5 protein-coding genes and 1 CRISPR repeat array are annotated in these 13,203 nt (G+C 38.5%); of the genes, 4 read left to right on the top strand and 1 reads right to left on the bottom strand.

Translation table 11 applies throughout. The features are described from left to right. Positions 1 to 6: 6 nt before the first annotated feature. From csm4 to MTH_RS05105, 4 genes are read left to right on the top strand one after another with little or no spacing between them, the layout of a single operon-like run. Positions 7 to 915 carry a type III-A CRISPR-associated RAMP protein Csm4 gene (csm4, locus tag MTH_RS05120; RefSeq protein ID WP_010876703.1) on the top strand — a complete coding sequence of 303 codons (909 nt, stop codon included), beginning with the start codon at positions 7 to 9 and terminating at the stop codon, positions 913 to 915. Then, on the top strand, positions 916 to 1,776 hold the full coding sequence (csm5, locus tag MTH_RS05115; RefSeq protein WP_010876702.1) for a type III-A CRISPR-associated RAMP protein Csm5: 861 nt from the start codon (positions 916 to 918) through the stop codon (positions 1,774 to 1,776). It abuts the gene before it with no gap. Positions 1,777 to 1,786: 10 nt separating this feature from the next. After that, positions 1,787 to 1,981 (top strand): hypothetical protein, encoded by a 195-nt coding sequence (locus MTH_RS05110; protein WP_143485769.1) that lies wholly within the window; start codon positions 1,787 to 1,789, stop codon positions 1,979 to 1,981. Beyond that, positions 1,974 to 3,176, top strand: a complete 1,203-nt coding sequence (locus MTH_RS05105) for a TIGR02710 family CRISPR-associated CARF protein (protein WP_010876700.1) — start codon at positions 1,974 to 1,976, stop codon at positions 3,174 to 3,176. Before MTH_RS05110 ends, MTH_RS05105 begins: the two co-directional genes overlap by 8 nt. A gap of 885 nt (positions 3,177 to 4,061) precedes the next feature. Next, positions 4,062 to 12,273: a CRISPR direct-repeat array (repeat unit 30 nt; unit sequence GTTAAAATCAGACCAAAATGGGATTGAAAT). 66 nt (positions 12,274 to 12,339) lie between these two features. On the opposite strand, the gene MTH_RS05100 is transcribed toward MTH_RS05105, so the two are convergent. Beyond that, positions 12,340 to 12,987: a class I SAM-dependent methyltransferase gene (locus MTH_RS05100; protein WP_143485768.1), complete on the bottom strand. Its 648-nt coding sequence runs from the start codon at positions 12,985 to 12,987 to the stop codon at positions 12,340 to 12,342. Positions 12,988 to 13,203 lie beyond the last annotated feature (216 nt).

Genomic DNA, 13,203 nt, shown 5'->3' with positions numbered 1-13,203 from the left:
GTTAAAATGCTCGTATACCTCAAACCCGAGTCCTCTCTCCCACCATTATCTTCAGACACCATCTTCGGTGCTCTCATCTACAGCTTCAGCCAGCTCTACCCCGATGAGGTGGATGAAGTTGTGGATCAATTCATGGAGGACCCTCCATTCCTCATCTCATCAAGTTTCCCCTACATAGAGACGGATGAAAGGCTTCGTTTCTACCCCAGGATAATCACCGAGCCAGGGAGCTATGATCCAATCCTCTTCAAGAAATACAAGGGCGTCTCATACATTCCCGAAGGTTTATTCCTTGAATGGGCATCCGGGGAAGCCGATGAGGAGCATATAGTTAATTCAATGGAGAAAAACAGGGTATATGGAGGCCTCCTCATCGATGGCGATAAAGATATTAGATTTGGTGAAGTGGAATTTGAGGAGCCACACAACGTTGTAAACAGGATCGAAAGAAGAACAGAGGGAGTATTCCATCTCAGGAGAGTTTTCTATGAGAACATGGGAAGGTTCTTCCTTGTGAAGTTCAGGGATGCTTCATTCAGATCCCGGCTGGAATCAGCCCTCCGATTTCTGGCAGACAGGGGCCTTGGTCCAGACGTATCCACGGGTAAGGGGACATTCTCCTTCGAATTCGACAGGAACCCCCTCCCAGAATATACAGGTGAAAGGTTTGTAACCCTTTCAAGGTTCATACCGGCCCCCTCTGAACTTGAATCTGTGACCAGAGATGCATGGTTTGAATTAGGGTCCCGCAGGGGAAGGGGGCCCGATGGGGAGATAAGAAAACAGGTAAGGTTCTTCAGGGAGGGTTCAACCTTCAATGATACAGGAAAGGAATACTATGGAACCCTGGTGAGGTCCGGGAGATCTGCAGTGGAATATGGCCTTGCATATAAATTCATGATTGGTGGTGGTTAATTGCAATGCACCCTTGAGGTTATAACACCGGTCCATATAGGCAACGGCACAACCTATGGGCCCCAGGAGTTTTACACCGGAAAGGCGAAGTCAGGGGATAAGCTTGTCCCAATTTTTGGGAGGGTCGACGTTTCGAAACTCTACAGTGAACTTGATGATGATGCAAGGGATGAACTTGTTGATCACATATCAACGCAAGATTTCCAGCTTGACAGTATGAAAAAATTTAAAAAAGCTGCAAGGAGGGCTGTGAGATACAGGGGCTTTCTTAAAACAGAAAGCTCAAACATAAAGGATGTTCATGAGCACATTAAAACCTCTGATGAGATATATATTCCGGGTTCATCAATCAAGGGATCTATAAGAACGGCTCTACTCTATAAAAACCTGAGGGATTCTGACCTTGAAAGAATTTCGGAGGAAGTCAGCAGGGGACATCGAGGGGATCCGAATAAAATCATAAACAGTTTCTTCTCATCTGACCCACGTGATACTGCAAAGAAAAGTATAATGAGGTTCCTGGAGGTTACAGACACAAACACCTCAAAGGCACCTGCACTTCACATGGTCAGGGTCCTCACGGTCTCAGGCGGATCATACAGCTATAAGAAGTTTCCGCTCTACCTTGAGTTCATACCACGAAAAAAACTGGAATTTGAGATGAACTTCACCTATAACGATGTATATGATAGGATCGGGTTGCGGAATAAAAGGGAACTTGTTGACCCTGAAACCATAAGGGAATCCCTTTACACCTTCAGCAGGGACTACATAGAACATGAGCTGGATTTCGCATCAAGGTATGGCGTGGATTTCCTTGAGAGGATATACAGAAAACTTGAAAAAAAGGAACTCCCCTGAAAACCCCCTCATGAGGATAGGACAGGGCAGCGGCTTCCTTGCAACCACCATAGGCCTCAGATTCAAGGAGGATGATTACAGGACCTATGAATCCATAAGAAAAGTCAGCAGGGGAAGAAGTTATCCCTATGAGTTTCCAAAGACAAGGAAGCTAATAGATGGCAGAATACCACCCGGCTGGGTTAAGGTGATCTTCAATGGATAGAGTACTCTTCATGACGGTGGGAACTGGCACAGGAACATCAGAGGACCGCATCAGGAGTCTGGCCCATGGACTCTTCCAATCAATAACCAACAAAAGACCCGATAAAATAGTCTTCTTTGGGTCAGAGATGAGCAAAAAGACCGTTGAGTACATAAAGGAGGAGGCAGAGGCGCAGGGAAAGGATCTACCCGAATATAAATTCATTGAGATACTTGACATTGACGGCGTCAAAGAATTGTTCGACAAGTTTGAGGAGCAGATGAAGATATATGGCGACCAGGAGGTTATAATCGATTACACCTCAGGGACCAAGACAATGACCTCTATAGCCTTTGTTATGGGGATACTCTACAGAAAGGAGCTCTCAGTGATAACAGGGTTTCGTGACAGGAATGGGACAGTTCAGAGTGGAACAGAGTCTAATATAGAACAGAACACCTACCAGATATACGATAAACTGAATATAAGGCGATTCAAGGAACTATTCAACCATGGAAGGTTTGAAACAGCCCTCCAGATACTTGAAAATGATGTGGTGAACCATGAAAGAAAAGAGGCCTACATCAAACTCACAAGGGCGTACCTCCACTGGGACCTCTTTGAACATGAGGAGGCCCTCGATTATCTTAATAGCGATGAGGTCAACTCCCTTGAGGAACTTGAGGATGTTATAAAGAGAAACAAGAGCATACTGGGAGAGATAATCAGCTCAAGGAATGGAAGACGCAAATATAAATACCGGCCATTCCTTCCGGATCTTCTTGCCAATTCCAGGAGGAGAGCCTCTGAGGGCCGGTATGATGATGCAGCTGCGAGGCTTTACCGTGCACTTGAACTCATAGCCCAGATATTAATCGAGGAAGAGTACGGTGATGAAACAGACAGTATCAATCCAGATAAATATGCCATGAGTACCAGGGCAGCCCTCAAACTGGACGGTAAAAAACACCTCGCCCTCAAAAATGCATACAGGCTCCTTGAATGCGAAGGGCATGATGTGGGGAGGGCCTTCGGTAAGGATAATGAGATACTGGATCTCCTTAGGATCCGGAACCATTCAATACTGGCCCATGGATTTGAATCCGTTAACGGAGAGCAATACGAGAGGTTCTATGATAAGGTTCTTGAATATGCACGTATGATCGATGAGAGAATAGATTCAAAAATAGATAATGCAACCTTTCCCCGCTTATAATCTTTTTTAGAGACTACTCTGCCTGTAAGTGAACTTTGGTGCTTTAATTGTTTTAATGTCTGCGAAGCCCTTGGGGGTGGTTGTTTCCACCCCCGCAATCTATGTGCTTTAATTGTTTTAATGTCTGCGAAGCCCCCGTCACCACAGTCATTGCATGGATTAACTGTGGTGCTTTAATTGTTTTAATGTCGCTATTGCCCTTATTGTGTCTCTATTGTGTCTCTAAGGAACTCTTATTAACTTTGGTGCTTTAATTGTTTTTAATGGGCATTATCGATATTTAAAGACTCTTTGGCAATGAGTTAACCTCACCAACGTTATACTTCCATGGTTTGCATATTGCTAAGAAGCGTCGTGGTCATTTTATTCTTTGTAATGAAGTCCAGAGGGTTTTATGACAAATTCAGGTTTTATAAGCATCTATTTTTAATTAAATGTCCCCAAAAACATTTATTTTTTGGTCATGTTGAATTAGATTTTTCATGAAACCTTGGCTACCATTTTAAAGATTTTATTTATTCTTTATCACACTAAAAAATCTTAAAATTCAATTTAAATTGATTAAATAATCCATATATCCAATCGGGGTCCTTTCGTTCAGTCGTTTATGAGCCATTTTTCAGCATCCCATTATAATAACATAATGTTATTTTAAGCTTCTTTCAGGATTAAAGGTTTTATTATCAACCTGATGGTTTTTTATCCTGCCAAAATTCTTTTTAAATTGATTTAAATACTTTAAATGTCTTATTTATGGATTTTAATACCTTCTGTTAAGTCGTCTATCCATATAAATAGAATGCATTTTCTGGGATCGACAAATTTATATGTCTGAAAGGAGAAATTTCAAAGCGATAGAGGTCAAATGAAGAAAAAATCCGCCCTGTTAAAATCAGACCAAAATGGGATTGAAATAATAACAAGGGACATCGACGACATTAACCGCTAGTTAAAATCAGACCAAAATGGGATTGAAATTAACATCAACCACCTACAATCCAAATGTGTGGTATGGGTTAAAATCAGACCAAAATGGGATTGAAATCAATACCAAAACGCACTATAGTATAACGGAAAACATGTTAAAATCAGACCAAAATGGGATTGAAATCCGCTATCCTGGTGAGGATAAAATAGAATTCCTCGATGTTAAAATCAGACCAAAATGGGATTGAAATCGAATTCAAAACTGTCTAAGTAGTATGAGTCTTCAAGTTAAAATCAGACCAAAATGGGATTGAAATGGTGAGTGGTGGGAATAGTATCCTGAGGTACCATCGGTGTTAAAATCAGACCAAAATGGGATTGAAATCATGAAACACTGTGAGAACCTGATACTTGTCACCTCAGTTAAAATCAGACCAAAATGGGATTGAAATTGAAAAAAGGGGATGTGGACTACAGAGAAACTTTAGGTTAAAATCAGACCAAAATGGGATTGAAATGTGTAAACTGGACTAGGACAACAATAACCCACAAGAACCTGTTAAAATCAGACCAAAATGGGATTGAAATAAAAACACAACACAATACGCAACAATATTCGATTATAGTTAAAATCAGACCAAAATGGGATTGAAATGCGAAGCAATCCGTGAATTCAGAAAAATACTTGTTAAAATCAGACCAAAATGGGATTGAAATATTTTTCTATTATATCATCTTTTATCTGCATGTTCATGTTAAAATCAGACCAAAATGGGATTGAAATCATTGTGCGTGTATTATTCCGAATAATTGTACTGTGTGTTAAAATCAGACCAAAATGGGATTGAAATCTATTGTGGCCCTGTAGATTTTCCCGTCAAGGACCGGGTTAAAATCAGACCAAAATGGGATTGAAATACTGTGTCTTGTATTTCTTCGTATTCAGTGTGACTTCGTTAAAATCAGACCAAAATGGGATTGAAATCTCACGAATTTTACACAAAACATCAAAACCATCAGTTAAAATCAGACCAAAATGGGATTGAAATACTGTATAGACTACCTGATGTGTATGATGTTCTGCGAGTTAAAATCAGACCAAAATGGGATTGAAATAAATAAGCAATTTAAGACAGTTTCATTAGTTGAAACGGTTAAAATCAGACCAAAATGGGATTGAAATTATTGGAATTAAATCGATATTAACGTTTTATTTGGGTTAAAATCAGACCAAAATGGGATTGAAATATATTCACTATCGGGTTCGTTTACTACCCTTATCAAGGTTAAAATCAGACCAAAATGGGATTGAAATTGTGCTTATAATATTTGACTATTACTGTTTCTGCTGGGTTAAAATCAGACCAAAATGGGATTGAAATAAAAACGCTAAAATCAATGTTCAATATGGTATATATGTTAAAATCAGACCAAAATGGGATTGAAATGAATTAACCAAACAACCAATACTAAATTAATAAAGTTAAAATCAGACCAAAATGGGATTGAAATCACAAAGAAAAAAAGAAGAGGTGAAACAGATGGTTAAAATCAGACCAAAATGGGATTGAAATCGAGCAGAACCCACAAGCCCAGGACCTGGTGTTCCGGGTTAAAATCAGACCAAAATGGGATTGAAATAAAAGAGGGCAGATATCGGCCCATATTGGAATTAAGTTAAAATCAGACCAAAATGGGATTGAAATGAGGCTCTAAGCATGGACTCAGTGGAGCTGACTGTGAGTTAAAATCAGACCAAAATGGGATTGAAATACACTCAATCAGAGCGTTGAGTGTGCTTAACCGCCTTGTTAAAATCAGACCAAAATGGGATTGAAATAAGGTGAAAAAGTTCAGATATTATTTATAAAAGTAAGTTAAAATCAGACCAAAATGGGATTGAAATATTGTGCAGTAAAAAGGGCTAAACAGAGTAAAAAGGGTTAAAATCAGACCAAAATGGGATTGAAATGTTGCGATGAGGAATACGAAGAGGAACAGGTATTCAGTTAAAATCAGACCAAAATGGGATTGAAATGATTTCCATGCATGAACATACCCACCCCGATCATCCGTTAAAATCAGACCAAAATGGGATTGAAATCAACCTGAAACCTCAACCTGAAACCTCAACCTGAGTTAAAATCAGACCAAAATGGGATTGAAATACTAATGAAACGAATTTGACTTAATTTCGTTATATGGTTAAAATCAGACCAAAATGGGATTGAAATTTTATATCACCTCATATTATTGTCAGAAAGAATCTGAGTTAAAATCAGACCAAAATGGGATTGAAATTTGTTTCCTTGCTGATCCGTGCATGCACAGCCCTCATAGTTAAAATCAGACCAAAATGGGATTGAAATCAAAATAGTACCCATAAATGACCCAAATAGTGAACAGTTAAAATCAGACCAAAATGGGATTGAAATATAAGCAAGGAGACCCTCGACCATGAACCAGGCCTGTTAAAATCAGACCAAAATGGGATTGAAATTCTTCTAATGCTGAATACAGGCTTAATAGGCATTCGAGTTAAAATCAGACCAAAATGGGATTGAAATTTTTGATCGGCGGATCATGGCACGGGTCATGACATGGTTAAAATCAGACCAAAATGGGATTGAAATCGAGGCCGCACGGGAAAAAGACTTTGAGGGCGTCATAGTTAAAATCAGACCAAAATGGGATTGAAATCGACGAGTTCCATTTCCACCCCTGCCTGGCCGAGCCGTTAAAATCAGACCAAAATGGGATTGAAATCAAGCGGGCGCTGTCCTCGAGGATGACCCTATAGGTTAAAATCAGACCAAAATGGGATTGAAATTTCTGCGGCACATTTTGGACAGTATATACTGTTACGTGTTAAAATCAGACCAAAATGGGATTGAAATCATCGCAACTTGCTATATCGATTATTACATTACTGAGGGTTAAAATCAGACCAAAATGGGATTGAAATTTATGAGCCATAGGTAATTGTTATAGGTTACTTTTAGTTAAAATCAGACCAAAATGGGATTGAAATCTTACTCCTTGAGGCTATTACTGATTTCATAACCTCTGTTAAAATCAGACCAAAATGGGATTGAAATTAAAGAAAGTCGCGGAGAAGTTCGGGTACAGTGTGAGTTAAAATCAGACCAAAATGGGATTGAAATGGGGAGGTTCTACTTCAAGAATGTCAGACTCTCCCCGGTTAAAATCAGACCAAAATGGGATTGAAATGTACTTGTGTATATCGTCAATGTCTCTTGCTAGAAGGTTAAAATCAGACCAAAATGGGATTGAAATTATTTTTTGATTTGAAGCTTTCTTTATTTTCAGATCCGTTAAAATCAGACCAAAATGGGATTGAAATTATAAAAATCTGTCGCATGTAAGTCCCAATAATCCAGTTAAAATCAGACCAAAATGGGATTGAAATGGGGATGAAGAGACGATCAATGAGTACAATGAACTCGTTAAAATCAGACCAAAATGGGATTGAAATTATTGATTTTTTTTATTTTATTAATATATGATGTATATGTTAAAATCAGACCAAAATGGGATTGAAATGCAGCACAATCAAGGACATCATCTCAGGGAAAGTTAAAATCAGACCAAAATGGGATTGAAATCACATTTTAATCCAAAAATTTTATGAGGTCCTCCCCGTTAAAATCAGACCAAAATGGGATTGAAATACTAAACATGTGAGTAGAACTTTATCGATAAATAAGTGTTAAAATCAGACCAAAATGGGATTGAAATGCGATGAGGGTGGCCTGGACCCCAGCCTGGCCAAGCCAGTTAAAATCAGACCAAAATGGGATTGAAATTTTCTCAACTTCTTTTCCTTTCATTTTTTCTCACCTGTTAAAATCAGACCAAAATGGGATTGAAATATAAGTACAGATTCAATAAAACCCACACTAAGCCTGGTTAAAATCAGACCAAAATGGGATTGAAATTCAATATCCTCTTTGAAGACTCATACTACTTAGATAGGTTAAAATCAGACCAAAATGGGATTGAAATTGGCTTCTATTTTCTCCTTTTCTTCGTTTTCCTCTGCGTTAAAATCAGACCAAAATGGGATTGAAATAATTTTAAAGATGAGTTTAAATGAGGCAACAAAATGGGTTAAAATCAGACCAAAATGGGATTGAAATATCAAAGGATGAGAACTCAGCGGAGTAATTCGCTACAGGTTAAAATCAGACCAAAATGGGATTGAAATAGAAGGACCGGGTACACGAAGACATCCTCAGCACGGGTTAAAATCAGACCAAAATGGGATTGAAATATAAGTACAGATTCAATAAAACCCACACTAAGCCTGGTTAAAATCAGACCAAAATGGGATTGAAATTCAATATCCTCTTTGAAGACTCATACTACTTAGATAGGTTAAAATCAGACCAAAATGGGATTGAAATTGGCTTCTATTTTCTCCTTTTCTTCGTTTTCCTCTGCGTTAAAATCAGACCAAAATGGGATTGAAATAATTTTAAAGATGAGTTTAAATGAGGCAACAAAATGGGTTAAAATCAGACCAAAATGGGATTGAAATATCAAAGGATGAGAACTCAGCGGAGTAATTCGCTACAGGTTAAAATCAGACCAAAATGGGATTGAAATAGAAGGACCGGGTACACGAAGACATCCTCAGCACGGGTTAAAATCAGACCAAAATGGGATTGAAATTCAAAGAATCTTATCGACTCGATTATAACGACTAAGCGTTAAAATCAGACCAAAATGGGATTGAAATAGGACATCGTATGCGCCCTCAAGGACGTCCTCACCCTTCTCGGTTAAAATCAGACCAAAATGGGATTGAAATATTGACTATGTGCAGTTCTTATATGAAGAAGGGTATGTGTTAAAATCAGACCAAAATGGGATTGAAATCCCTGTACTTCCCAGGGCCGTCACCTTCCTCATCCATGTTAAAATCAGACCAAAATGGGATTGAAATTGATTTTGTCTACAACATCATCGACGATTTTATTAACCCGTTAAAATCAGACCAAAATGGGATTGAAATCATTTGCATGTTTTCTTGTATTTCCTCTTCATTCTATGTTAAAATCAGACCAAAATGGGATTGAAATTAATCAGGGGTTCTATTGTTTAGAACCCATAAACCTGTTAAAATCAGACCAAAATGGGATTGAAATCAGTTCTGACAGCAGAGATTGTACTCACCGTCAAAATCGTTAAAATCAGACCAAAATGGGATTGAAATTTGTGCGATCATAGTGCTATACGACCTCAAAAACATGTTAAAATCAGACCAAAATGGGATTGAAATTCAATCATCTCATTCACCTCCTATCCAGTTTCTCCTGTTAAAATCAGACCAAAATGGGATTGAAATTTATGCGGCAGCATATGATCTTAGTGGTAGTGAGGAGGTTAAAATCAGACCAAAATGGGATTGAAATTCTATTTTTACTTTTATTTTCATATCTTTCACCTCTTGTTAAAATCAGACCAAAATGGGATTGAAATAGAGCACTTGCTCCATGGAGGCTTTTCTGTGAAGTTGTTAAAATCAGACCAAAATGGGATTGAAATGATTGGTGTTTAGAACAGTTTTTAGAGGATTTAAAAGGTTAAAATCAGACCAAAATGGGATTGAAATACCGGTACTTTCCGTTGCAGGTACTCCTTTTTAGCGTTAAAATCAGACCAAAATGGGATTGAAATATATCGGTTACAGCAATAGCAGTTCATGTCAGATTCAGTTAAAATCAGACCAAAATGGGATTGAAATAACCTGATAGCCTTGTAGTAGTCGAGGCCCTCCACGGTTAAAATCAGACCAAAATGGGATTGAAATTTTCTTCATCTTTTCACGACATGCGGGGCACTTTGTGTTAAAATCAGACCAAAATGGGATTGAAATCATTTGCATGTTTTTTTGAATCTTTTTTTCATTTTAGTTAAAATCAGACCAAAATGGGATTGAAATTATTTTACTATTTTCTAGAATCATTTGCACTATATTGTTAAAATCAGACCAAAATGGGATTGAAATATTTGTTCTGATTATACCCCCACCTACCCCCACCGAGTTAAAATCAGACCAAAATGGGATTGAAATTTATTATGTTCAACAACGATCTCACAGTCCCTAAACCGTTAAAATCAGACCAAAATGGGATTGAAATATTTGTTCTGATTATACCCCCACCTACCCCCACCGAGTTAAAATCAGACCAAAATGGGATTGAAATTTATTATGTTCAACAACGATCTCACAGTCCCTAAACCGTTAAAATCAGACCAAAATGGGATTGAAATGAATGAAGGGGACATAGAGAGGATACTGCACATACTGTTAAAATCAGACCAAAATGGGATTGAAATTGACTTCGACGTGCCAGGGCATCAGGAGTCATGGATACGTTAAAATCAGACCAAAATGGGATTGAAATATCTACCTTCACACCCCCCACCTACCCCCCACCGAAAGTTAAAATCAGACCAAAATGGGATTGAAATTATCAGGCCTTACGCCCTTCAAGGGTAAACGTTTCCTCGTTAAAATCAGACCAAAATGGGATTGAAATCATACCTCTTCAACATGTCCTTGAACGTTTCAATATTGTTAAAATCAGACCAAAATGGGATTGAAATCTGCAGCGTAAATGAAAAATAATGGACATAATATAGGGTTAAAATCAGACCAAAATGGGATTGAAATGAATGAAGGGGACATAGAGAGGATACTGCACATACTGTTAAAATCAGACCAAAATGGGATTGAAATTTTATATCACCTCATATTATTGTCAGAAAGAATCTGAGTTAAAATCAGACCAAAATGGGATTGAAATTTGTTTCCTTGCTGATCCGTGCATGCACAGCCCTCATAGTTAAAATCAGACCAAAATGGGATTGAAATCAAAATAGTACCCATAAATGACCCAAATAGTGAACAGTTAAAATCAGACCAAAATGGGATTGAAATTCTTAACAACTTTATTATACTCTTCAAGCGTGATGATAGTTAAAATCAGACCAAAATGGGATTGAAATACCCGACCCGGGCACCGACCCGACCCGGGCACCGACCGTTAAAATCAGACCAAAATGGGATTGAAATAAGGTGGAAGTAGAGACCATCCTCAGTAATTTCAATCGTTAAAATCAGACCAAAATGGGATTGAAATAAAGAGTTGTTTCTCACTAATAATGCATGAGTAACGGGTTAAAATCAGACCAAAATGGGATTGAAATTTTTCATGTCTTTCTGTCGCCCATCTATGAGAACCCGTTAAAATCAGACCAAAATGGGATTGAAATGTCTTTTTTTATTTTGTTATTTTTTTAGTTCTAAAGGGTTAAAATCAGACCAAAATGGGATTGAAATCATGCACAAACATGATCAAAACAATAGGGGCAGACAGGTTAAAATCAGACCAAAATGGGATTGAAATGAAAGAGGATGGACTGGCGTGTGGGGTTGTATTTCGTTAAAATCAGACCAAAATGGGATTGAAATGGTAATGGGTACATTGATGAGCTAGTCTGGAGGGTGAGTTAAAATCAGACCAAAATGGGATTGAAATGCGTCTGTCCCCCTGGACGTATGTCCCCATGTTGAGTTAAAATCAGACCAAAATGGGATTGAAATTCAAATCATTCAGATGGCCAAACCTTCCCAACATCAGTTAAAATCAGACCAAAATGGGATTGAAATGGAAAGAATACGATGAACTCAACAGAGTCATCGTGAAAGTTAAAATCAGACCAAAATGGGATTGAAATTTGTGAAGTCTTGTATGTGTGCTGTCTGCCCGGCGCTTGTTAAAATCAGACCAAAATGGGATTGAAATGACCAACCACAACCAGAATGCACACCCACACAAAACCGTTAAAATCAGACCAAAATGGGATTGAAATACGACTCCATCCTCTCTAACGACGTCACAGACGCCGTGTTAAAATCAGACCAAAATGGGATTGAAATAAGGTGGAAGTAGAGACCATCCTCAGTAATTTCAATCGTTAAAATCAGACCAAAATGGGATTGAAATCTTTTATGTACTCAGTCCCCCTGAATTTTATTGTTGGTTAAAATCAGACCAAAATGGGATTGAAATCTGCAACGTAGGTAAAAAATAACGGACATAAGATAGTTAAAATCAGACCAAAATGGGATTGAAATTTGAATGCGTTTATTTCGTTATATAAAGCTATAACGAACTATAGAACCAGTTGTTTGATCCGGATTTTATTTTATGATTAACATTTCATTACAGCCGGCCTCCTCATGGTACTTAACCTTCCTGACCTCAATGTCATAATCATTAAATTCATCCATCAATGGTTTAAGGTGTAAAGAACGCTTTCTTCTGTGTATATTGTACACAGGAAATATTCTAACCTCTTTCCCGATCCTGAGCATCTCCCTCACAGATTCAACATGGAAACTGTAGTCCAGCAGGTCCTCATACAGGAAAAGGAAATTTGCAGAGACCACCAGGTCAAATTCCCCATCATCAAATGGGAGAAAGGGGAGTTCACCGGCTATGTACTCTGATGGGTTCCTTTTATAGTCATCCAGGAATCTTCTGAAAACCATCCTCCGGTAATCCTCAACAGGGATCCCATCAACCCTGAAATCCCTTAAAAAGTCCCTATGGTTCATGGTGTGGCTCCTGAAACTTTCGCATGCCAGTTTTTTAATTTCATCGGGGGTCCTGCTGTAGAGGGGGTCCACGGCTGTTACACTGAATCCCATCTCATCCATTTCGCTCCGGAATGAGCTCACACCTGCAGCACAGTCAAGTATCCTGCTGCCCTCCAGTTCCATGGGATCCAGGCTGAACATATCGATGTATTCAGCGAGGCCCCTACCAATGAAAACCACGGACTTCATAAGTTTTGATTCTATGACCATCTATAAAATTCATTCGATTTAGGCATGGATCACCCATCTGATGTATATGTGGGGCGCAAAATAATGCTATTCGACGCAACTTTCTCTGGAGGGTACTTGCGCTGACCGGTGTTGGGTGATGTATATCACCTTCTGACCCCTCCGGAATTAAATATAAAATCTTCCTGAAGGCCGTTCTGGGCATTAAATTAGAAG

The organism is Methanothermobacter thermautotrophicus str. Delta H, from assembly GCF_000008645.1.
Taxonomy (GTDB): Archaea; Methanobacteriota; Methanobacteria; order Methanobacteriales; family Methanothermobacteraceae; genus Methanothermobacter; species Methanothermobacter thermautotrophicus.
Note: the sequence above shows the minus strand (reverse complement) of the source record. Positions and strands in the feature narration are given on the sequence as shown.